The organism is Maridesulfovibrio frigidus DSM 17176 (genome assembly GCF_000711735.1).
GTDB lineage: Bacteria > Desulfobacterota > Desulfovibrionia > Desulfovibrionales > Desulfovibrionaceae > Maridesulfovibrio > Maridesulfovibrio frigidus.
Map to the genome: position 1 here is coordinate 196,421 of NZ_JONL01000007.1, position 24,235 is coordinate 220,655.

The 24,235-nt window shown below is 42.5% G+C and carries 21 protein-coding genes; 17 read left to right on the forward strand and 4 right to left on the reverse strand.

What is annotated here, in order from left to right; all coding sequences use genetic code 11:
• Nucleotides 1-56 precede the first annotated feature (56 nt).
• A complete protein-coding gene (locus tag BR06_RS0114460; protein WP_456085392.1) occupies nt 57-1,007 on the forward strand; it encodes a glycine betaine ABC transporter substrate-binding protein in 951 nt (316 codons plus the stop codon).
• Nucleotides 1,008-1,198: 191 nt separating this feature from the next.
• On the opposite strand, the gene BR06_RS0114465 is transcribed toward BR06_RS0114460, so the two are convergent.
• Entirely contained in the window at nt 1,199-2,944 is a 1,746-nt protein-coding gene (locus BR06_RS0114465) for a sensor domain-containing diguanylate cyclase (protein ID WP_169738251.1), read from the reverse strand.
• A gap of 809 nt (nt 2,945-3,753) precedes the next feature.
• On the opposite strand from BR06_RS0114465, the gene BR06_RS0114470 reads away from it, so the two are divergent.
• Complete coding sequence (locus tag BR06_RS0114470) at nt 3,754-4,362, forward strand: hypothetical protein (RefSeq protein WP_031484284.1); 609 nt, start codon at nt 3,754-3,756, stop codon at nt 4,360-4,362.
• Between the two features lie 184 nt (nt 4,363-4,546).
• Here the strand turns inward: BR06_RS0114470 and BR06_RS0114475 are convergent, their stop codons facing one another.
• Entirely contained in the window at nt 4,547-5,851 is a 1,305-nt protein-coding gene (locus BR06_RS0114475; protein WP_031484286.1) for a Na+/H+ antiporter NhaC family protein, read from the reverse strand.
• A 311-nt stretch (nt 5,852-6,162) separates the two neighbouring features.
• Nucleotides 6,163-7,344: a formate-dependent phosphoribosylglycinamide formyltransferase gene (gene purT / locus BR06_RS0114480; protein ID WP_031484288.1), complete on the reverse strand. Its 1,182-nt coding sequence runs from the start codon at nt 7,342-7,344 to the stop codon at nt 6,163-6,165.
• A 250-nt stretch (nt 7,345-7,594) separates the two neighbouring features.
• On the opposite strand from purT, the gene BR06_RS0114485 reads away from it, so the two are divergent.
• A complete protein-coding gene (locus BR06_RS0114485) occupies nt 7,595-8,173 on the forward strand; it encodes a UbiX family flavin prenyltransferase (RefSeq protein ID WP_031484290.1) in 579 nt (192 codons plus the stop codon).
• Between the two features lie 2 nt (nt 8,174-8,175).
• Entirely contained in the window at nt 8,176-8,862 is a 687-nt protein-coding gene (locus tag BR06_RS0114490) for a metal-dependent hydrolase (RefSeq protein ID WP_031484293.1), read from the forward strand.
• 133 nt (nt 8,863-8,995) lie between these two features.
• On the opposite strand, the gene uvrC is transcribed toward BR06_RS0114490, so the two are convergent.
• On the reverse strand, nt 8,996-10,801 hold the full coding sequence (uvrC, locus tag BR06_RS0114495; protein ID WP_031484294.1) for an excinuclease ABC subunit UvrC: 1,806 nt from the start codon (nt 10,799-10,801) through the stop codon (nt 8,996-8,998).
• Between the two features lie 302 nt (nt 10,802-11,103).
• Between uvrC and BR06_RS0114500 the strand changes: the two genes are divergently transcribed.
• The 13 genes from BR06_RS0114500 to BR06_RS0114560 all read left to right on the forward strand — a co-directional run bounded on the left by BR06_RS0114500 (nt 11,104) and on the right by BR06_RS0114560 (nt 24,177).
• The gene (locus tag BR06_RS0114500) at nt 11,104-12,501 is read left to right on the forward strand and encodes an outer membrane homotrimeric porin (protein ID WP_031484296.1); all 1,398 of its coding nucleotides are present in this window, start codon (nt 11,104-11,106) and stop codon (nt 12,499-12,501) included.
• 202 nt (nt 12,502-12,703) lie between these two features.
• A complete protein-coding gene (hisD, locus tag BR06_RS0114505; protein ID WP_031484298.1) occupies nt 12,704-14,008 on the forward strand; it encodes a histidinol dehydrogenase in 1,305 nt (434 codons plus the stop codon).
• A gap of 13 nt (nt 14,009-14,021) precedes the next feature.
• A complete protein-coding gene (locus tag BR06_RS0114510) occupies nt 14,022-14,924 on the forward strand; it encodes a phosphoribosylaminoimidazolesuccinocarboxamide synthase (RefSeq protein ID WP_031484299.1) in 903 nt (300 codons plus the stop codon).
• Between the two features lie 145 nt (nt 14,925-15,069).
• Nucleotides 15,070-15,834, forward strand: a complete 765-nt coding sequence (locus BR06_RS0114515; protein ID WP_031484302.1) for an enoyl-ACP reductase FabI — start codon at nt 15,070-15,072, stop codon at nt 15,832-15,834.
• Nucleotides 15,835-16,007: 173 nt separating this feature from the next.
• Entirely contained in the window at nt 16,008-16,322 is a 315-nt protein-coding gene (rpsF, locus tag BR06_RS0114520) for a 30S ribosomal protein S6 (protein ID WP_031484303.1), read from the forward strand.
• A 2-nt stretch (nt 16,323-16,324) separates the two neighbouring features.
• The gene (gene rpsR, locus BR06_RS0114525; RefSeq protein WP_031484305.1) at nt 16,325-16,585 is read left to right on the forward strand and encodes a 30S ribosomal protein S18; all 261 of its coding nucleotides are present in this window, start codon (nt 16,325-16,327) and stop codon (nt 16,583-16,585) included.
• A gap of 10 nt (nt 16,586-16,595) precedes the next feature.
• Nucleotides 16,596-17,090, forward strand: coding sequence for a 50S ribosomal protein L9 (gene rplI / locus BR06_RS0114530; protein WP_031484307.1), 495 nt, complete (start codon nt 16,596-16,598; stop codon nt 17,088-17,090).
• Nucleotides 17,062-18,492 carry a replicative DNA helicase gene (gene dnaB / locus BR06_RS0114535; protein ID WP_031484309.1) on the forward strand — a complete coding sequence of 477 codons (1,431 nt, stop codon included), beginning with the start codon at nt 17,062-17,064 and terminating at the stop codon, nt 18,490-18,492. The genes rplI and dnaB overlap by 29 nt, the downstream gene beginning before the upstream one ends.
• A 55-nt stretch (nt 18,493-18,547) precedes the next feature.
• Nucleotides 18,548-19,846, forward strand: coding sequence for a phenylacetate--CoA ligase family protein (locus tag BR06_RS0114540; RefSeq protein ID WP_031484312.1), 1,299 nt, complete (start codon nt 18,548-18,550; stop codon nt 19,844-19,846).
• A gap of 3 nt (nt 19,847-19,849) precedes the next feature.
• Entirely contained in the window at nt 19,850-20,353 is a 504-nt protein-coding gene (locus BR06_RS0114545; protein WP_031484313.1) for a DUF456 domain-containing protein, read from the forward strand.
• A 37-nt stretch (nt 20,354-20,390) separates the two neighbouring features.
• Nucleotides 20,391-21,842: a threonine synthase gene (gene thrC, locus BR06_RS0114550; RefSeq protein ID WP_031484315.1), complete on the forward strand. Its 1,452-nt coding sequence runs from the start codon at nt 20,391-20,393 to the stop codon at nt 21,840-21,842.
• Complete coding sequence (locus BR06_RS0114555; RefSeq protein WP_031484318.1) at nt 21,843-22,586, forward strand: TlyA family RNA methyltransferase; 744 nt, start codon at nt 21,843-21,845, stop codon at nt 22,584-22,586.
• A gap of 310 nt (nt 22,587-22,896) precedes the next feature.
• Nucleotides 22,897-24,177, forward strand: coding sequence for an OmpP1/FadL family transporter (locus tag BR06_RS0114560; protein ID WP_031484319.1), 1,281 nt, complete (start codon nt 22,897-22,899; stop codon nt 24,175-24,177).
• Nucleotides 24,178-24,235: the final 58 nt, after the last annotated feature.

Sequence of the window (24,235 nt, forward strand, 5' to 3'; positions counted from 1 at the left end):
GTGCCGGTCCAATTGAAAAATTATCCGGCACTACTTTTAACCTCAACTAAGGAGTTATGATGTTAACCCACTCTAAGCGGGTTCTTTCGGTTTTTATTTTGGTTGTTTCACTTTTCTGCTTTTCTGCCTTTGCACAAGCTTCCTCAAAAATCACCATTGCCAGCGTAGGCTGGACAGGTGTTACCATTAAGACTGATATTGCTGTATCCGTACTGCAAAGTCTCGGCTATAAAGCTGAAAACCTTATGGTTTCTGTCCCCATCGCATACAAAGCTATGTCCACAGGCGACGCTGATGCCTTCCTAGGTAACTGGATGCCATCCATGGCTACCATTGCTGACAAGTACTTTGAAAAAGGCACAGTGCTAAAATATGCTATCAATATGGATGGAGCCAAATACACATTGGCAGTCCCTACATTCTGCGCCGAAGCAGGATTAAAAGATTTCAAAGATATCGTTAAATTCGGAGATAAGCTGGACTGGAAAATTTATGGAATCGAAGCCGGAAATGACGGTAACGAAATCATTCAGGGCATGATCGACAAGGACCTGTTCGGGCTAGGTAAATTCACCCTTATTCCTTCCAGTGAAGCTGCAATGCTTTCTCAGGTTCAGGGCATGGCGAAACAAGGCAAGATGTCTGTTTTCCTAGGCTGGGCTCCTCACAGTATGAACGAATATATCGACATGACATACCTGACAGGAAGCACTGGTGATACTTTTGGTGGCAATGACGGTACAGCAACTATCTGGACCAACGTCCGCTCCGGACTTGTAAAAGAACAGCCTAACGTTGCTCAGCTCCTAAAGAACATGACCTTCTCCATCTCCATGATTAACCAGATCATGATCACAGTGGAAAAAGACAGCTCAATGTCACTCGGCGACGCAGGCATGATCTGGGTTAAAGAACATCCTGAAGTTTATAAGAAATGGCTTGAAGGAGTCACAACTATAGACGGAAAACCTGGATTATCTGCTTTTGAAGCTTCTTTGAAGAATTAATTAGAATAGATAAGACTTGAAATTAGTTTTGGTTAAAAGAAAGCCAGTCCTCCAGTTTTGTGCTGGGGGCTGGCTTTTTACATGGCTCCGGTGAAAAACAAATATCCTGCGCACTCCATCAAAAGACACAAAATTACTAATCATCAACCTCTTTCCTTCTTATGAGAATCAGTGCGGACATCATGGTGATCTTAATTGCAAACTTGATTGCGACCTTGCCTTTTGGCCCTATATAGAGCCTCGTCTGCTACTAAAATAATATTTTCAGGCAAATGTACTTCGTTCGATGTCACTGAAGCCACACCGAAAGAAAATGTAAGGTAATCTGATATCTTAGATTTTTCGTGCTCGATTCTCATATCTGAAACAGTACTCATGATTCGTTCTGCAACCTCGACTGCGCCCTTTGCATCGGTGTTTGGTAAAATTATCAAAAACTCTTCCCCGCCGTACCGCCCAGCGAGGTCATTAGGACGCTTAAGGCTAGATTCTATGGCACGTGCGACCTTAATCAAGCTTCCATCCCCTTCCTGATGGCCATAGTAATCATTATAGTTTTTAAAGTAATCAACATCACACATAATGACAGACAAAACACTGTTTTCTCTCTTCAGTCTCTTGCATTCAAGTAGCAATCGCTCATCCAAAAGTCGCCTGTTCGCTAAGCCGGTAAGCCCATCTTGTTTTGCCATACGTGCTAATTCTTGGTTTGCCTGCCTAAGTTCCGAAGTGCGATGAGCGACTTCTATTTCCAAGTGCCCCTTAGCTTCCCGTTCAGCAAGAATTAATTCTTGCTGATAAGATATATTTTGCTTTTGTAGCAACTTTACCCTGTAAGCCAAAGCAAGAGAAAAAATTGTCAGTTCCGCCATTGATCCACCCAGATAGGCATATCTGGTAGTTAGGCTATAAGGAACAAGATCCATCAGAAGTAGCCCAAGCAAGATTATCGAGACAAAATAAAAGCTCATGCTTAATAAGTAGTAAGAGGAAAGTTTAATGCGCTTCACCCAAGCGTATATTCCCACAAACATAAAGTACGCATATGTTGGCAGAGCCAGAAAGTTTAAGTATTGATAATAATTAATATTGATAAAGCTGGCTATCCCAGAAAGAAAGCTCACCCCAATTATCAGCAGCAAAACCTTGTCTATCTTTGGTAGATTTAATTTAGTTTGGAGCAACTCCCTACTGAACAAGGCAAGAAACACCAGAATAAAATTGGTGATTGAGTTAAGTCGGTAATGAGCTAATTCACTAATACCAAGATAAAGGTCGAACCCGCTATAAAGCATTACCCAAGCACCAAAGCATAAGCCATGCATGACGTAGTAGCCATAAAGTTTATCGCGCAGAGAAATGAATAAAAATAGATTGTAAAAAATCAATGCGGAGATAGTTCCAAAGTAAAAAAAGTAGCAAGCAGTCGCCAGTTGTTCACGTTTCAAAAATGCACTTGGACTATCAACAAAAATGCCATCAGTCAGCATTCCGTAATTTGAATGAAGTTTGATATAGAAAGTTTTGGATTGGCCCGGCTCGATCTTAATTGAAAAAACAGGGTTTCTGTTGTCTATCGACCGTTTGAGCAAAGGAGTATCAAGCCCTGCTCGTTCTTTGTGCCACAAATTACCATTACGATAGTATAGTATAACTTGTTCCGCGAAAGGTTCATCAAGACTTATGACCTTTCTGACAGGCTGAGTTGATTTATTTACCAAAGCAAAACAAAACCAGTAGGCAAGCTCAGTAGATTTTATATTAAACCTTGAAGAGGTCAGCCTCCAATTGATTTTGCCCGATGATATATCATCAACAGTCAAGTTTCTTTCAATGTCCTCAGCGACATAAATATCAAATTCTTGGAGAGACTTACTATCACCAGAAACTTCATAAGATGGCACAGAGTTGGGTTGGGCCAATACTAGAGTATCCATTGATAGAACTATAGACAATGCCAACAGGAAAGCAGTTATACAAAAATAGTGTTTCATTTTTATTAAACCAAAAGGGGAAATATAGATTTATGATTTATTCGAGTAATTAAACGTTCTGCGATGGAATATCCAAAACATTGATGGCGCAAATTTACAGAGTTTAGTCAGGAAAAGTGCCCGGGTAGTGAATTATAATCCTTCCACTTTTCGTAGACGGAGATAAGTATAACGCAAGTACTAAGTTCGTTCGTCAGAACAGGCATTAGCTGTTTCCTGCGGTCAAATTAAGCACTGTTAAATTCATCAATATTAAATTCACTCTTTTCAGCTTATCTTTAAATATTTTGATTATGGGATCAGTAAAAAAAACATACTGATATACTTAAAATAACCATAAATAAAGTATAAAATACCTACCAAAAGGAAATTCACAAAAAATCCAAAATAAAACCCTATGCCCCCCCCCTTCCAATCATATTTATCAGTACACACCCTAAAAAGCCCCCTCGCAACTTTACTTTATAAGAAGGTGTATAACTAAAATGGCATAGAGGAGAGAGTCCGGCTACCTCTCCGCTTGGTGAAAATGATTTAGCTCAACAAGATAGTCATATAGTCTGTTAGATTAGTAGCTAAAATTATACCCCTCCTTTTTTTTTAAGCGCATCAGGCAGAGTGAAGGTACAGCTAGATACAGATAGCTTGACACGTTTTTTTATACAGTTGATAATGATAAACTGAATCTAAAACACATCGAAGAAACTTTTCTAGAATACTATATCCACAAATGGACGAAGGAGAAATATACAATGGCAAAAAAACTCGCAGAAAAAATCGAAGACTTTACAAAAAACCTCACGGCCTATCTTGATAAAGAAAAATCCAACAAGAACATTGTGCACTACGAGATTATCCCCTCAGACAAAGAGGAATTCCCTTTTCAGCTGAAAGTGGGCGACCTTACTCGTCAATTCTCTTCCAGAGACATTGCTGAATTTCAGAATAAGGAGCCTTTACTTGTCAACGCTATGGTAAGGCAGATAGATGAGAGTGACCCAATAACAGGCGCAGTTGTTACCGGGTTCAGAAAAAAACTCATTGCGGCATTTGATGCTCAGGTAAAGTTGGGCAACATTACCAGATATAGAATCGATAGGACTCCAGTTTCAAAAGATTTCTTTTTTAATGTTCATATTTACCTAGATAATGAAGATAAAAAGCTAGACCTTTCCTACCAAAAATACATTGGACTGGTGGATATTGTAACATGGAGAGAAGTTGAGGACGAGTTTGCAGACTCTCTACAAAGCAACTTTGTGACAGAAGAGACCGAAGCTCCTGTAGAAGCTACTGTCGAAACTACTGACGAAGCTCCTGTTGAAGCTCCCGTTGAAGATCCTATTGAACCAACACCATAGCTACCATTTTCAGCCAAAGAAGCCCCGATCCTTACTAATGATCGGTATGCCCCCTGTCAGGCGGACAAAGTAAGAAAGCCTCTTGGTTAATTACTTTATCCCTTGGTGGGGTGGGATAGTCTTTATAAAAAATAATCGGCCAGCTTTCACCGATGGAACTCCGGAAAAAACTGGCCGATTAAAACTAGGATCTAGCTTTAGGAAATCCAATGATAATGCTTATGATTGCGACAAACGCAAGTATGTAACAATAATACATATTCCCGACGATTTCGAGCGGAGACAACTGTGAAATTGAGCCTGCTAGCAGAATTTGAGCGCCGTAAGGAATCAATCCCTGTATGATACATGAAAATATATCTAAGAGGCTGGCACTCCGGCGTGGGTCCACATTATGGCTCTTGGCAATTTCTTTTGCCATTCCGCCTGTCAGGATGATGGCTACAGTATTGTTCGCTGTACATAGATCAGAAAAAACGGACAAAGCTCCAATGCTGAACTCCCCTGCTCTTGTTGATTTTGTCCCACGAGTCAATTTACCTATAAAATTAATGATATAGGTTATTCCTCCGTGGTATTTAATCAGCTCACCAAGCCCGCCAATCAGAAGTGATAAAACCAGAATTTCCTGCATTCCGGTAAATCCTGAATAAATATCCTGTGAAAATTTAAGCATTCCAAAATCAGTTACTGATATTAATCCAACAATTCCTGTGAGAACAATACCGGATCCCAGAACAATAAATACGTTTATTCCAATCACAGCCATCGCTAGAATTAGGAAGTAAGGAAGCACTTTAATCAAGCTGTAGCTACCTTCCTGTAATACCTGTCCGCCCTCACCGACTATATATAATATGACAATAGTTAACACTGCCGCGGGCATTGCTATCAAGAAATTCATCTTGAATTTATCAGCCATTTCACAACCCTGAGTTCGAGTGGCCGCAATTGTCGTATCGGAAATCATGGAAAGATTATCTCCGAACATTGCACCACCGACAACGGACCCCATGAGCAAGGCTGATGGAATATCTGTTTTGGTCGCAACTCCTACGGCAATCGGCGCAATGGCTGCAATGGTTCCCATAGAGGTCCCCATAGCGGTTGCTATAAACGCCGCAATAATGAACAGCCCAGGAAGAACCATGGATGCAGGAACAACGGACAAACCGAGGTTAACTGTCGACTCGACCCCTCCGATGGCTTTGGCAACTGAAGCAAACCCGCCAGCCAGCAGATAAATCATACACATCGTTATTATTCCGGAATCACCTGCGCCTCTAAGGAAAACATTAATCTTATCCGTCAAAACGCCTTTTCCCATCCAAACAGCCCACGCTATTGCAGGCAATATAGCAACAGTTGCGGACAACTGATAAAAAGCCATATTAGTTTCACTCATAGTTAGAGAAAAACCAGTGCCGATAAATATCACCAAAAATAAGGCCAATGGGGCTAAAGCCCATCCGTTAGCTTCCTGTTTCATGATTAACAATCCTTATATTAACAAAACTCTCTATTTTACGATAAAAGTTAAAAAAGGCATACTTACCTCTTTTAAAACACCAAAGAAAGATCAATTCTCCCTTTAACGCAAAATGTCAATCCTGACTAACTCATTAAATATAATTTATAAGCAACATAAAAAAGATCAAATCTAAGCGTACATGCAATACGCAAAGATTTGATCTTTAATTTAGCTAATAGCTCGAAACTTTGTTTATCTATACAGCTTGCGCAGTCTCGGTTGGAATTATTCCTTCAAAACCTATGAAGCTGCCTATTTAATTAAGGAGCTTAGTACTTAACTTCTACGGTTGATGAAGCTTTGATAGCGCGTTTTTTAGCGTCATCAACATCTTTACCAAGCGCAAGAGCAACACCTAGTCTGCGTACTCCGTCACATTCACCCTTCCCGAAGATCAATACTTTCGTATCAGGACCTTCCAATGCTTTATCAACATTTACGAAGGAAGGAGATGTTGATTTACCATTTGAAAGAATTACGCTGGAAGCCGCTGGTCCGTACTGGCGAATAGCCGGAACAGGCAGTCCAATGATCGCGCGGACATGCAATGCAAACTGGCTCATATCCTGAGAAATAACGGTAACAAGGCCGGTATCATGTGGACGAGGTGAAACTTCACTAAAGAAAATTTCATCACCTTTAATGAACAGCTCCACTCCGAACAGGCCGCGCCCGCCAAGTGCATTTGTAATTCTAAGAGCGTAATCCTGCGCTTTTTCGAGGGCAATGGCGCTCATAGGCTGTGGCTGCCATGATTCACGGTAATCGCCATCTTCCTGCCTGTGACCTATAGGCTGGCAGTATGATGTCCCGTCTTTGTGGCGAACTGTGAGCAAGGTAATTTCGTAGTCGAATTCAACGAATGCTTCTACAATAATGCGCCCTTCTCCAGTTCTGCCGCCAGACTGCGAATATTCCCATGAATAGTCGATATCACTTTCGCTCTTTACTGTGCTCTGCCCTTTACCGGACGAGCTCATAACAGGCTTAATCACGCAAGGAATGCCTATTTCTTTTACGGCTGCGAGATATTCTTCTTTAGTATCAGCAAATTTATATGGAGATGTTTTGAGGCCGATCTCTTCAGCTGCCAACCTACGGATACCTTCGCGGTCCATAGTAAGTCTTGCGGCAATGGCAGTAGGAATTACATTGAATCCTTCCTTCTCGAGATCAACAAGAGTCTGAGTAGCAATAGCCTCAATTTCAGGTACGATGAAATCAGGTTTTTCAGTTTCTATAACTTTACGGAGAGCATCTGCATCGAGCATAGAAAGAACATAGCTGCGATGAGCAACCTGCATAGCAGGTGTGTTTTCATACCTGTCAACAACAATAACTTCTACACCCAACCGCTGAGCTTCAATTACGACTTCCTTACCAAGCTCACCACCGCCAAGAAGCATCATCTTACGAGCAGAACTAGTTCCGGCTGTTCCAAGAGTTACCATACTGTTTTCTCCGTCGGATAAAAATTGTGTACGTGATTTCTTCAAGTATTGAATTAAGTTTTGTTTCTAGTCTCATATGATAGTCAAAATTTCAAGAAATTAGGAATAGGTAAATTAATTTATTGTTAAATAATAAAATCGTTCACACACGAACGAGACTTGTAAACTTCTATCCCCTGTTGTATTTATCCTTTTTAACGCAGCTAAATAATAAGGCTCCTGCCACTCGAAAGGATTTAGGCTTTTAATTATGGATAAAAAAAGAATTGTCCTTGCTATAACTGGTGCAAGCGGCACAATTTACTCTTCAATTTTAGCTAAAGCACTAGGCAAAATGGATGATGTTGAACTGCATCTTATTTTGTCAGATGCGGCGCTGAAAGTCATGGAACTTGAAACGAACTTAATGCCTGAAGATTTAACAGATCACGCTGACTTTGTTTACCCGCAGGAATTAATATCGGCACCTCCAGCGAGCGGATCATGGCAACATGACGGTATGATAGTCTGCCCTTGCTCAATGGCATCACTAGCAGCAATAGCACAGGGATTCGGTGCAAATCTTATTCACAGAGCAGCCGATGTGTGCCTTAAAGAACGCAACAAGCTAGTATTAGTTACCCGCGAAACTCCCCTGAGCCTGATTCATATAAGAAACATGGAAACAATAACATTAGCTGGTGGGATCATAATGCCGGCCTCGCCCGGATTTTATCACTCTCCCAAAAGCATTAACGATCTCGCAGCTCATATGGCTGGCAGAGTGCTAGAACAATTAAATATCCCCCACGATCTATATCAGCGCTGGGGCGAAAACTCACAGAGGTAATTATGAACCATATTTTTACTTGGAACGGACATTCAAATTTTGTCATTGAATCTGGCGAAAAAACGGTAGTAATCGACCCTTTCTTTGAAGGAAACCCATCCACTACAGCGAAATGGACCTCCATTAGTAAAGCGGATGTAGTACTGATTACTCACGACCACGGCGACCATGTCGGTCAAGCCGCCGAAATTTGCAACACCACAGGCGCAACACTGGTTTGCATATTCGATTTCGTGCCTAGTATGATTGATCAGGGCATCGCTTCTGACAAAATCATAGGTATGAACATGGGCGGAACAGTTGAAGTGGCAGGTATCAAAATCAAAATGGTACAGGCGGCTCACTCCTGCTCAGAAGGCTCACCCGCAGGCTTTATTGTAACCTACGAAGATGATTTTTGCATATATTGCGCTGGTGACACCGCATTATTCTCATCCATGGAATTGTTCGGTAAATTTAACAACATTGATGTTGCAATGCTCCCTACAGGCGGCTGGTTCACAATGGATTCAAATGATGCAGCCTACGCGTGCAAACTTCTCGGATGCAAAAACGCTATTCCCATGCACTGGGGAACCTTCCCGATTCTTGAGCAGAATACCGCAAACTTTACTGCCGAGGTCGCAAAGTATGCTCCTGAATGTAAAGTAACCGAGTTAGTTATCGGCGAACCGACTGAGGTTGCATAAAATTCGTACTAATCACGAATAGGATTAGTTTGAAACGAAGATAACACAGAGACACAACGGTAAAAAATCACTGAATCAAAGTGTAAAGTTAGATTTTCACCAAATATGATTGAGCTTGGTTAGAAGATTGAACCTAACCAAGCTCCTGAAAAGCCTTGTATATCTGCTTAGCTCGAACCTTACCGATTCCCGGTACTTTAGCTAATTCCACGGCAGTTGCTTCTTTCATCTTCTGCACGGAACCGTATTCATCCCATAAAAGACGTGCTGTTTTCGGACCGATACCGGGCAAACTCAGCACCTCACTCTGCAGGGCCTTCTTCTTGCGCGATTTTCGCTGTTTACCGATTACAAACCTGTGAGCTTCATCCCTCAACCGCTGTAAAAACAGTAAGGCAGGACTACCACCTTTGAGCGGCAGGTGATTTTTTCGTCCGGGTGTAAAAATTCTATCTTCTAACTCACCCGCCCTTCGAGTCGGCCCCTTTGCTATTGAAGAAAGTTGCGGAATTGGTGTCTCTGACTTCCAATTATCGGCAAAAGCCTTTTCAACTGAGCTAAGCTGCCCCTTCCCCCCATCTATTAAGATAAGATCAGCCCATGGCGGACCAGAATCAATTCTCTTAAACACCCAGTGATATAGCGCTGCATAATCATCAGAAGAATGCTCGAGCTCTGGAAAGACATAAGTGCGATACTGCGATTTTTCAGGCTTACCGAGCTCATAAACAACCATGCCTACGCGCATCCCCTCACCGCCAAGATGAGAGGCATCAATACACTCAATCCGCTCAGGGCGCGAAGGAAGGTTTAATTTCGCAAAAAGTACATCAAGAATGTCGTCATTCTTTTTTTCCTGTGCTCCAATAGCCGCATTTTTACGGGCAATGTCTAAAAGACGCTTCTCTTCAGTTGTCTGCGGAGTACCAATTCGAACTGGTGACTTGCTACGCTCCGCTAAAATTTCAGACGAACCTTGCATATCAAACTCAAACGGCACGAGAAGTTTCGGTGGAATGTATTTTGTTGACGAATAAAATTGGTTGATAAAGCTGTGTAGAACTTCTTCACCATCCTCAAGACTTAATCCAGCCCAGAAGAAATCTTTTTTATCTAGTAAACGCCCCTTGCGAACAAAAAGTAATCCTAAACCAACCCCGCGCGATGACTCCGCAAGGGCGATAACGTCAATATCAGACCTATCATCGAGCACAACAGCCTGCTTTTCGATTGTTTTGCTGATAGCTGTGATCTGATCGCGAATCTTAGCAGCCTGCTCATAAGCGAGTTCCGCTGCAGCCTCTTCCATTTCATGACGCAAATCCGAGATCAAATCTGCAGCTTTGCCGGAAAGCAGCATCTCTACCTTCTTCACCAACGCCATATACTGCTCACGCGGAACAAAATTAACGCATGGCCCAAGGCACTGCCCTATATCATGATAAAGACACGGCCTTGTTCTATTCCTAAAGGCGGAATCCGAACATTTACGCAAAGGAAATACTTTACCTAGGATTTTCCAAGTTTCGCGCGCAAAGAAACTAGAAGTATACGGCCCGAAATATACTGAACCATCGCGCACAACCTTCCGGGTCATGCGGAGTCTAGGATACTCCGCGCGCTTATCAAGTCTGAAAAGGACATATTGTTTATCATCTCGTAAAACCACGTTATACCGTGGCCTGTGCTTCTTGATAAGACTTGCCTCTAAAAGCAAAGCTTCCTTCTCAGTAGCGGTAACAAGCGTATCTATTGACGCAATCTTTGAAACCAAAACCTTTGTTTTAGGAGTATGCTTATCAATAGACCTGAAATATGATGAAAGCCGTTTACGAAGAATTCGAGCTTTCCCTACATATATAATAAGGCCGGTAGAATCTTTCATGAGATATACACCGGGCGATGTCGGAAAATCGACAGCAATAAACTCAAAACTCATGAACAGAACCCCTGTATAATTTTTTATACTAACACTAAAAATATTTTAAAAAGACTAACCTGAGCCAATATTCCCGTCAATAAAGGGCTTGTACAGTGTTATTATAAATATATAGTCTTTCTATGTAATTACAAAGCCTAGCAAGGTATAATTTTTTATACGGTAAAAAAATTTTAACTTTAGTCAAAAAAATGTAACTTTTCGCTTGCCATCGACCCCACGACTCTGTAGAACTGTTTGTGAAGGTAGGTGTCAGGCAATTTTGCCACAGTTTTATTTATTCAGCAAAAGAAGGAAAAATTATGAAAAAATTAATGATCCTCGCTATTCTAGCTACTCTAGTGCTAGCTATGGCAGGAACCGCTTCTGCGGTTGATCTCGAAGCCAAAGGTAAATTCCAGTTCCAGGCTAACTTCATGGACAACAGCGATTTCCTATCCGCTAAAAACAATGGCGTTCAAGAAGATGACTTGAACTTCTACTTTAGAGCTCGTACTCAGTTCCGTTTCATTGCAAACGAAAACTTGATGTCAGAATTGTATGTTGAATACAAAACTCGCATTGGTACAGCTAGTGATTCTTCACTTGTTGACAGTTCTTCTGACCGTACTCTCGGAATCAAACGCGTATTCTTGCAGTACCGTTTCCCAGAAACAGAAGTATTGACCACTGCTGGTATCTTCTCCATCAACCTTCCTGGTGCCGCTGCTGGTTCCATGGTAATGGGTGACCTTGACGCTGGTGCTCTTACTATCAGCACACCTATCACAGATGTTATCGCTGCTTCAGTTGGTTTCATCCGTGCATATGATGCAACTTCTGATGATTCAGGCGGAGTTTACTCCACTACTGGTTCTAACTCCAAAGATGAACTTGACCTCTTCTATGGTGCAGTTCCTGTAACAATCGACGGTCTTGAAGCAACTCCTTACTTCATGTACGGTCTTATCGGTAAAGACACATACACAGCTGTTTCCGGACGCGCTGGCTTGACAGCTCCTTCTGCTGCAACTTTCACCAAGAGTGTTAACTCCTGGTGGGCTGGTACTTCCTTCGGAATGACCATGTTCGATCCAATCGTTCTAAAAGCTGACTTCGCATACGGTGATCTTGATGCAGACCAGAAACAGAACGACCGTTCCGGTTGGGGCGCTGACTTGTCTCTTGCTTACACAGGCATGGACTTCATGCAGCCTAAATTTGTTTTCGCTTACACCTCTGGTGAAGATGACAAAACATCCAATGGTTCTGAACGTCTTCCTGTAATCAACAATGACTTCGCTTTCGGTACTTACTACTACGGTGGTTCTGCTCTAACTTCTGCTGACCTTAACAGCAATCAGCAGGTTGGTCAGATGGTTCTTGGTCTGTCTTTCGAAGATATCTCTTTCCTCGACAAACTGACTCATGACTTCCACTTCTTGTACATCAAAGGTACCAACGATAAAGATCTTATCCAGAACAACACTGGCCTGACTAACATCAGCGCTGATGGTAACTTCTTGACTACTAAAGACCAGGCTTTTGAAATTGACTTCAACACAAACTACCAGATCTACGACGAACTGGCTGCTATCATTGAATTCGGTTACATCGGAATGGATCTTGATAAAGACACATGGTCTGCTTACGACACTACACGTGACGGTAAAGAAGATCCTGCTCTTAAACTCGCAGTTGGCCTTGTTTACGAATTCTAAGAATTCTTAGACCAGTCTTACTAGCAATTTATACCTGACACCGGGCCGGAAGTTGATACTTCCGGCCTTTTTTTTGACATTTGCACCCGTCTATTCTGCTCGACTTTTGAACCGCATTACGATACTGATCGGACTTATATTAAGTAATTCACAGCGGTAAAAACAAACAACTATTTCACTTTTTCAAGTTAAGGATATTTCAATGCCTTGCAAGAATATAGACTACTCCGGCCAAGATTCATGGCCTGAAATCAAAAAATGGCTAGACCTGCGCAAAAACCCAGATCAAAAAGTTGACGGAATCGTCAGAGACATTCTTGATGCTGTTAAATCTGATGGTGACCAGGCTCTTATTAAGTATACCAAGAAATTCGACTGTCCCATTTTCAACATGGATATGCTCAAAGTTACTGCGGATAACCTCAGTCTTGCATATGCTGAAGTTCAAAGTGAAGACCTAGAAATAATTGAAGAATCTATCCGCAATGTAAAAGATTTCCATCGCAGACAGGTTCAAGAATCATGGTGGACTGCTGACGAAGATGGAACAATACTTGGCCAGCTTGTCAGGCCAGTTGACCGCGTCGGCCTATATGTTCCCGGCGGACAAGGCGGCGAAACACCACTTATTTCCAGCATGATTATGAATGCAGTTCCTGCACAGGTTGCAGGAGTTAAGCAAATCGCGGTCATTTCTCCTCCGAGAAAAGACGGCACGCTGAATCCATACATACTTGCCACAGCGCAGATACTTGGAATAACCGAAATTTACGCAGGTGGTTCTGCATGGGCGATTGGAGCTCTTGCATATGGTACTGAAACCATTAAGCCTTGCGACGTAATTGCCGGACCAGGTAATATTTTTGTAGCTACAGCCAAAGGTCAGCTTGTTGGTGAAGTCGGCATTGATATGATAGCCGGCCCCAGTGAAGTAGCAATTCTAGCTGACGAATCTGCAAATCCAGTATGGATTGCGGCAGATATGCTCTCACAAGCAGAACATGATCCACTCGCCGCTTCAATCTTAATCACTTGGGATAAGACACTAGGTGACAAGGTTAAAGAAGAACTCAGGATTCAGGCGAAAAAATTGCCACGCGGTGAAATAGCCTTACAGTCCCTCAATGCATGGGGTGCTGTAGTAAATGTTCCTGACAGAAAAACTGGAATAGATTTTTCAAACAATATGGCACCTGAACACTTGGAATTGGCGTTTGATGATCCATGGTCCGCCATCGGACTTATCAAGCATGCCGGCGCAATTTTCATGGGACACCACACCCCTGAGCCTATCGGAGACTATTTTGCCGGCCCAAATCACGTTCTACCTACAGTAGGTACAGCTAGATTTTCATCTGCGCTTTCAGTAGATACATTTTGCAAAAAATCCAGTTTGATTTATACAGATCAGAACTACGTTTCAAGACATGGCGCTAAAATTGCCAGACTGGCTAGACTTGAAGGACTTGAAGCGCACGCCCGTTCAGTTGAATCCCGTTACAAATAAAGAGGTAACCTAAATGTCGAAAGTACATGTGATCGATACAGATATTAAAGAATTGAAACTTCTCTCGAAAGGGAAAGTTCGCGATATTTACGAAGTTGATGCTGAAACACTGCTTATAATTACAACAGATAGAATCTCTGCTTATGATGTAATCATGCCGACCCCTATCGAAGATAAGGGTAAAATTCTAAACCAGATCACCTTATTCTGGATGGAAATGTGCAAAGACATCGTACCTAACCATTTGATTGCTTCAAATGTAGATGACTATCCAGAAGTTCTTCATAAGTATAAAGATCAGCTTCAAGGCCGCAGTGTGTTGGTAAAGAAAGCCAAACCTCTTCCAATTGAATGTATCGTTCGCGGATACATCACAGGATCAGGCTGGAAAGATTACCTTGCAACAGGCAAAGTATCTGGACATGAACTCCCCAAGGGACTTCAGGAGTCTGAAATGCTTGAAAAGCCTCTATTTACGCCTTCAACAAAAGCAGATTTAGGCGAACATGATGAAAACATCACAGTTGATAAAGCAATGGAAATGCTGGGCAGCGACCTCCTTGAAAAGGTTCAGGATGTAACCCTTGCCATTTACCGCCGTGCTAGAGACTTCGCTAAAGAGCGCGGAATTATTATTGCTGACACTAAATTTGAATTCGGTCTTGTAGGCGATGAACTAATCGTAATTGATGAAGTTCTAACTCCTGACTCTTCAAGATTCTGGCCGATGGAAGGATATAAAGCAGGACAATCACAGCCTAGCTTCGACAAACAATTTTTGCGAGATTGGCTGACTGTCATTGATTTCAATAAACAGCCTCCTGCACCTGAAATTCCAGAGAACATTGCATCAAAAACCCGCGAGAAGTACCTAGAAGCGTTTAAGCTCTTGACCAGTTCCGAACTTGATGCTTAAAAACGGTTAACTAAATAATTTAATTCGCCAGAAGCGTAGTTTCCATTCAATATTGACATTCATTTTGAGGGCTGCCCTCTAAAGGTGTCTCTGGAACCCCGACTCTGACTACAGATTAATATTTTTTATCTACAAGGAGTAATTAATGCTGCTGGAAGGAAAAAAAGCTGTAATTTTCGGTGTGGCAAACGAAAAAAGTATTGCCTACGGAATTGCTGAACAGTTTAAAAAGCAAGGCGCAAAGCTTGCTTTCAGTTATGTTAATGATGCTATTAAAAAACGCGTTGAGCCTATCAGTGAAGAGCTTGGCGGTGAATTTATATTCCCTTGTGATGTCAGCAGTGATGAAGACGTAGCAAAGTCCGCTCAGTTCGTAAAAGAACAATGGGGAGACGTTGATATACTCGTTCACTCGGTTGCATTCGCAAACCGCGATGACCTAAAAAAACGTTACATTGAAACTTCTCGCGACGGTTTCCACCTCGCAATGAACGTTTCAGCCTATTCACTTGTTTCGCTCTGTAACGCATTTGAACCACTCATGAATGAGGGTGGATCAGTTATGGCTATGACTTACCTTGGGTCTTCTAAGGTCATCACTAACTATAACGTAATGGGCGTAGCAAAAGCTGCTCTTGAAGCTAGCGTACGCTATCTTGCTTGCGATATGGGTGCTAAAGGCATCAGAGTTAACGCTCTAAGTGCCGGCCCTATTAAAACTTTGGCTTCATCCGGAATATCCGGGTTTAAGACCATATTCTCACACATCGAAGAGCGCGGCCCTCTTCATAAGAATGTGACCACAGAAGAAGTAGGAAAGACTGCCACCTACCTTGCCTCAGATTTGTCTAGCGGTGTTACCGGAGAAGTTCTCTTCGTTGATTGCGGCTACAACATCATGGGAATTTAGTTTTTACTATAAAACTTAAATAAAAAGCTGGGATCGAATTCATCGCTTCCAGCTTTTTATTTCGTAATAATCTCTCAAAACTTGACAGATGTTCATAAAGGGACTAAACATCCCTTCTTTCGCCTTGCCCTAAATTTTAAGGAAAGGGCCATAGACCATAAGGAGGTTTTTAAATGCTCAGAAAGTACGAAGCACTATTGCTTTTAAGCCCCGAGCTTGCGAGCGACAGCCGCAAAGCTATCGTTGAAGGGGTTGTAGCCATCATTGATCGTGAAGGCGGCAATCTTGAGGAAATAGACGATTGGGGATCACGCCAGTTGGCTTACCCTGTCCAGAACCAGTCCCGTGGGTACTACGTTCGTGTAGTTTTCAAAGCACCAGCACCGTTGGTAGCAGAACTCGAACGCAACATCCGTATCACTGAAGGAATCTTCAAGTTTGTTACAGTTAAACTTGACGATACCGTACAGGCTAAGGAGGAAGCTTAATCATGGCATTCAAGAGAAAATTCACACCAAAAAGGAAGTTCTGTCGTTTTTGCGCAGATAAAGCACTTCCACTCGATTATAAACGTCCTGACATTCTTAAGGACTTTGTTACCGAACGCGGCAAAATTATTGCCCGCAGAATTACTGGTACATGTGCAAAGCACCAACGCCGCCTGACTACTGAAATTAAACGTTCAAGACAGATGGCCCTAATGCTTTACACCACCGTGCATAGCACTGACGTTAAGAAGAGAAGCATCTAGGAGGCATGATATGAAACTTATTTTACGTGCCGATGTAGACGCTCTTGGTAGCCTTGGAGAAATCGTTTCAGTTAAAGCCGGTTACGGTCGCAACTACTTGATTCCACAGGGACTTGCTATGCCTGCTTCCGCAGCTAATCTCAAGCAGTTCGAGCTTGAAAAGAGAAAGCTTCAGGAACAGGCTGACAGCCTACGCGCTCAGGCTCAGGGACTCAAAGACAGACTTGCTGAAGTTGAAGTCTGTGTTGAAGTTCGTGTTGGTGAAGGCGACAAACTCTACGGTTCCGTTACCGCAGTAAATGTTGCTGATGCTCTTGTTGAACTTGGTTTTGATATTGATCGCAGAAAAATTTTGCTTTCAGATCCTATCCGTTCACTAGGAACAGTTATTCTCGAAGTTAAACTTCACCCGGAAGTTCGTGGTGAAATCAAAGTGACTGTTTCTAAGAAAGGTCACGCAGTAGAAGAAGAAGCTCCTGCAGAACCAGAAGCAGAAGAGGCGTAAGCCCGGCTCTACTTATAATTCAGGCGGAGCATCTTCTGATGCTCCGTCTGATCTATTAAGGAAAGTACCACCCCACAATCTGGAAGCGGAACAGGCTGTGCTCGGCGGAGTTTTTTTAAGTAATACTATATTCAATGATCTTGTTGACATAGTCCACTCAGACGATTTCTACTCCCCTTCCCATCAAGAAATTTTCAGAGCTTTTGAAGCTCTTTATGCCAAAAATGCACCGATAGATATCGTAACTGTAAATGAGTACTTAACCATTACAGGTCATATTGATACTATTGGTGGTCCTGTTTATCTTGCAGACCTTGCCAACTCTGTTGTCAGTGCTGCAAATGCTCTTCATCATGCTGAAATTGTAGCTGAGAAGAAAATCCAACGCAGCCTTATAGACGCTGCCGCTACAATTATCACAGATAGTTTTGAAGCCCAAAATGTCAAAGAATTGCTCGATCATTCCGAGCAGGCAATTTTTGAAATTACTGACGCCAAAAAAACTACTACTATTAAAAATAGTAAAGAGCTGATTAAAGAAGTTTTTCAAGAACTAGAACTTAGAGTCGAACAAAAATCTCTAGTAACTGGCATACCCACATCTTATACTAAATTTGATGAAATGACAGCAGGTCTTCAAAACTCTGAGCTAGTCATTATTGCCGGACGACCTAGTATGGGTAAAACAGCTTTCGCTCTTAACGTAGCCATGCGCGCGGCACTGAACAGTGGCGTTCCAACGGCCGTATTCTCGCTTGAAATGGCCATGGGCCAGCTCATGACAAGAATGCTCGCTTGTCATGGTAAAGTTGACCTTGCGAGACTCCGTACCGGACAGCTCGATGATGAAGACTGGGCTAAGCTTTACGACGCAGCTCAGGACTTGACAGACGCTCCAATCTTTATCGATGATACACCCTCACTTTCCACGATGGAACTAAGAGCTAGATGTCGAAGACTTAAATCCCAGCACAATCTTGGACTGGTTATGGTCGACTACCTCCAGCTTATGCGTTCAAGCGCAAGAACTGACTCTCGTGAGCAGGAAATTGCTGACATTTCGCGTTCTTTAAAAGCGCTTGCAAAAGAATTAAAAATACCCGTTCTTGCACTGTCACAGCTTAACCGTAAAGTTGAAGAACGTACCGACAAACGTCCTATGATGTCTGACTTACGTGAGTCTGGAGCTATCGAGCAGGATGCGGATATTATTCTATTCCTCTACCGTGAAGATTTTTATAACAAAAAAGAAGACAAGCCTATCAATAACAAGGCTGAAGTCATTATCGGTAAACAGCGTAACGGTCCTACCGGAAGCGTTGAACTAGCATTTTTCGGTCAATATACGGCCTTTGAAAACCTTGCTGCAGAGCCTTATCCGTCTGAGTATGGCGATGAATAATCGAAGCTCACAAATAGACGAGAATCAATGAAAAATAACTAGCCGGAGAAATAATATGTATTTCGATAAAGTTGAAAACCTCGATAGAAATGAACTTGAAAAACTTCAAGCTAAAAGACTGAAAGAAACAATCGAGCAAGCCTCCAATTCTCCATATTATAGTGACATTTTCAAAAAAAATAATATTGATTCATCATTAATAAAAACTGCTGATGATATTAAAAAACTTCCTTTTACAACAAAAGAAGACCTCCGCTCGCAGTATCCATACGGTTTACTTACAAAATCTCTTGACGAATTTGTTCGCCTCCACGCTTCTTCCGGCACAACCGGAACCCCTACTGCTGTTTTTTATACTCAAAAAGATCTCGATACATGGGCAAGTCTAATGGCTCGTTCAATGTATGCAGTTGGAGTCAGGCGTTCTGATGTATTACAAAATATGTCCGGCTATGGCCTTTTCACAGGCGGACTCGGAATCCACTACGGCTCAGAGCGCCTTGGATGTCTGACAGTTCCGGCAGGCGCAGGTAATACCAAGCGCCAGATCAAGCTTATCCGCGATTTCAACGTTACTGCGCTCCACATTATCCCGTCCTTTGCACTTTACTTCGCTGGTAAAGTTAAAGCTGAGGGATACGATCCAGCCGAAATGCCTTGGAAAATTGCTCTTATCGGAGCTGAGCCGCACACCGAACACACCAGAAAAAAGATTGAAGAAATGCTTCATATTAAAGCATACAATTCTTATGGTCTTTCGGAGATGAACGGTCCCGGTGTTGCTTTTGAGTGTACCGAGCAAGACGGCATGCATATATGGGAAGACTCTTTCATTGCAGAAATCATTGATCCGGAAACGGGTGAACACGTTCCTGACGGCGAAATAGGCGAGCTTGTTATGACGACCCTTACTCGTGAGGGCATGCCAATCATTCGTTACAGAACACGCGACCTGACCCGCTTTATTCCCGGCAAGTGTAAATGCGGCAGAACTTCTCGCCGAATTGACAGAATAGCTGGCCGTGCCGATGACATGCTCATTATTAAGGGTGTTAATATTTACCCGATGCAGATCGAACAGATCATCATGGCTATTCCTGAGGTTGGTGAAAATTACTTGATTGAACTTTACAGAGATGGGTTCATTGACCAGATTAAAGTTAAGGTCGAAATTAAAGATCAGTATTTTGTCGAAGACATGAGAGTATTGCAGGGTTTACAAAAACTTATTGCAAACAAGCTCAGGGATGAAATTCTGGTTACTCCTAAAGTTGAACTTGTTCAGCATAATTCTATTGAAAAATCTGAAGGAAAAGCTCAACGCGTAATCGACACAAGAGAAGTTGAGAAATAAGAGATGATTACTGCCTTAGCGATATTGGTCATCCTCTTAATGCTATGCTCTTTGGCCCTGCATATTTTTGGATTGCCTGCAAACTGGCTCATTATGGGTCTTGTCATTGGTTGGAAATTATTTCTACCGGAGACCATGACTTGGAATTTCATCATGGTTCTGGCAGCAATTGCTCTTGTCGGTGAAATTTTAGAATTTGCAGCACAATATTTTGGTGGAAAAAAATACGGAGCAACAGGCCGAGGCAGCATAGGCGCATTCGTAGGCGCCATTGCCGGAGCAATTTTAGGCGCACCATTTTTTTTCGGACTGGGAGCACTTCCCGGAGCCCTACTCGGCTCATTCGGGGGCTGCTTAGTCCTTGAACTCTCGCATGGTAGAACTTTCGCTGACGCCCAACACTCCGCATGGGGTGCATTCTGGGGAAAAGCATTTGGTTTGGCAATTAAGGTCAGTCTCGGAGTATGGATGTTCGTTTTGAGCATTCCGAAGATTTGGCCTTCGTAATATTTACCGCTATTTATGAAACCCTCGCGGAGGACTTATGTCTCAGGCTAATACATTCCCTACATATAGGGGAAAGATGGAATACCACTGTCTCGGTTGCGGACAGCATTACGGAATTGATGAATTATACTACACTTGCCCTGAATGTGGTTCCGTCTTCATTCTACAGGATCTCACATTTGACGAGTTGAAAAAAACATCCGGTCAGGAATGGCGCGATTTGTTTGATTCACGTACAGCCACCAAAAAAGACAGCCTCAGAGGTATTTTCAGATTCTACGAGTTATTTGCTCCAGTTCTTGAAGAAAAGGACATCTTATACCTTGGCGAAGGTAACACTCCGGTTGTTGCATCAAGTCCGAATTTAAATAAAATTGTTGGAATTAATACCTCCTACAAAAATGACGGGCAGAATCCAAGTGCCTCCTTTAAAGATAGAGGTATGGCTTGCGCATTCAGTTACATAAATGCTCTCCTCGCTAAAAACAACTGGGATGAAATACTCACAGTTTGTGCTTCCACCGGTGATACTTCAGCTGCTGCAGCCCTTTACGCTTCTTACATAGGCGGACCGGTTAAATCAGTTGTTATTCTGCCCGAAGGGAAAGTAACTCCTCAGCAGTTGGCTCAGCCACTTGGTAGCGGAGCGAAAGTTCTTGAAGTTCCCGGTGTATTTGATGATTGCATGAAGGTAGTCGAGCACTTGGCTGACAACTACAGAGTAGCCCTGCTCAACTCCAAGAACTCTTGGAGAATCCTTGGACAGGAATCTTATGCGTTTGAAGTAGCACAGTGGTATGACTGGGATCTCAAAGGAAAATGCATTTTCGTTCCAATCGGTAATGCCGGAAACGTCACCGCCATTATGGCCGGTTTCCTGAAACTATACGAACTTGATATCATTAAAGAACTTCCGCGCATCTTCGGCGTTCAGTCAGCTCACGCCGACCCTGTCTACCGTTACTACTCAGTAGATGATCCGAAAGAGCGCAAATATAAACCTGTCGTTGTACAGCCTTCTGTCGCGCAGGCGGCAATGATCGGTAATCCCGTATCATTCCCAAGAGTTCAATATTTTGCAGATAAATACGAAGCAATCGGCGGCAAGGAATCATTTCAAGTGATTCAGGTTTCCGAACAGTCCATCATGGACAGCATGCTTCTCGCAAATTCACATGGGCACATTGCCTGTACACAGGGCGGCGAATGTTTAGCTGGTCTCATCAGAGCAAAAGAACTGGGACTCATCAGTGACAAAGAATGTGCTGTACTCGATTCTACTGCTCATCAACTTAAGTTTGTTGGCTTTCAGGACATGTACTACCAAAACGCGTTCCCACCGGAATATGAAGTTACACCTGATGCGTCCAAAGCGAATGCACCTGAGCTTGTAATTGAGTCTGCATTGAAAGATTCCATGTCAGAAGCGGATTACATTACTAAAGCAGCTAATAACGTCGTTTCTATGCTCGGTCTGGAGAAAAAATAAGTGGCGAAAAAAGAACGCGCGGATCAAATGCTTTTCGCTCAAGGACTTTCAGAAAGCCGTGAGCAAGCAAAGCGTATGATCATGGCGGGACAAGCCCACTATCTTCTGAACGGTCAAAAAACACCTATTACTAAGCCGGGCATGCAACTTTTACCTGACCTTGAAATAGTAGTTAAAGGCAAAGACAGATTTGTAAGTCGCGGTGGGTACAAACTGCTCACAGCGATTGAAGAATTGGGACTTGATCCCAAAGATAAAGTTGCGCTTGATGCCGGAGCTTCTACAGGCGGATTCACTGATTGTATGCTTCAATTCGGAGCTGTCAGAGTGTACGCCGCAGATGTTGGTTACGGTCAGCTTCATTGGAAACTTCAAAAGGATGAACGCGTAATAAATTTAGAGCGCATCAACCTGCGACATGCCGAAAAAAGCTTAATCCCTGAGGATATTGATCTCGTTGTCTGTGATGTATCTTTTATATCCCTAACAAAGGTACTCCCTGCTTTAGTGCGCTTTTTAAAAGATACAGGTGAAATAGTCTGCCTTATTAAGCCTCAATTTGAAGTAGGTCCGGGCCAGACAGATAAAGGCATCGTCAGAGACGAAGCACTGCGCCAGCAAACGGTCGACATGATCGTAGACTTTGCAGCCTCCGAACTGCAATTAACACTTAAAGGTATTGTTCCTTCGAGTATTAAAGGGCCAAAAGGAAATCAGGAATATCTTGCTTACTTTGTAAGATAGTCATTGCTACATTCTACTAATAAAAGGGCCGCTTGAGTTATCAAGCGGCCCTTTTTCTTTTATAAAAACTCTACAACAATTAGTTCTGATTGTTATGCAACGTAACACCTCTTCTAAACATACACTTATGTATCTTTTATTTAAAACATTGCGTCCAATGTTAACAAAAATCAAAGCACTATTCAGATATCTTAAATTTTCTTTACTTACATTATCAATAGATATAGTGATTAATCGCTTCAAAAATAGTCAACACGCTTATTTTGGTTTTATTTTGAGTGTTACGTATATTTTGCTTTGAGGAGTTACAATGAAAATAAGGGTTACACTATTTCTTTTCTTACTAGGACTTGTTTTATCATCAATCTTATGCGTAAAAGCACAAGCATCTGGATTTGCTCTTTATGAATGGAGTGCGCGTAGCAATGCTCTTGGGGGAGCAATGATTGCCAAAGCGGATGACGCTTCAGCCATTGCATGGAATGCAGCTGGAATTACCCAGCTTGAAGGAACTCAAACATTAGCAGGAGTTTCACTAATTGCTCCTTCAAATGACGTAACAACTAGCTACAACGGCGTTGATACAGCAGAAAGTATTAACAAAAAAGTTTTCGTCCCACCGCACGCGTATATTACACATCAGGTAAACGACAGCCTATGGCTTGGAGTAGGAACATTCACCCGCTTCGGACTAGGTACATCTTTCGACCAGAACTGGAGCGGTAGATATTCATCATATGATACTGAATTAAACAGTTTCTCGGTCAACCCGAATCTTGCTTACAAATTCAACGATTATATTTCTTTCGCACTTGGTGTTGAGCTCATGTATGTTAGAGCCGATCTTCGTAAAAAGATTGACCCAACAGGCGCAAACGATCCTAACAATACGACAAATGACGTTGATCAACGTATCATAGTAGACACAGTCAGCCCCGGTTTTAATGCTGGAGTGAGAATTACACCAAACGATGAATGGGCTATCGGATTATCATATCGCAGTGAAATGCTTCACCACGCAAGTGGATCAGCAAGCTACAATGTCCCTACCGGAGTAAGCACTGCGACAAGATTTAACGACTCACAGGTTACAATGTCTATGAATACACCAAACATGTTCATGTTTGGTGTTGAATATAAACCGATTCCTAACATCAGCCTCGAAGCTGACGCTATTTACTCCGAATGGAGCTCATACAGCGACATCGCCTACAACTTTGCTGACTCCACAGCCATAGGCATAACTAACGTAACTATTAATAAGAAATGGGAAGATGTTTGGAGATTCCAGCTAGGCGTGGAATACCTTCCACTTGATGACTTCGATTTAGCCCTAAGAGCCGGCTATGTTTATGACCAAAGCCCGATTCGCGAAGGGTATGAAGACTACATGCTGCCGACAAATGATCGTCAGATGGTATCAACAGGTTTGGGTATGACTTTTGACAGCTTTGTTGTCGACGTCTCTTACAATTACCTCTGGATGAAAGATCGTACCATAGAAGCAAGAGCCGGAACTGGTGTTCTTGATACCAAAACAACTAACGGCATGACCCACATTGTAGGGCTCAGCCTAGGTTACAACTTCTAATAATTCCTATGATATAGGCGTAAAACCTATTATAAACTTAAATGGCCCGCTTCGATTG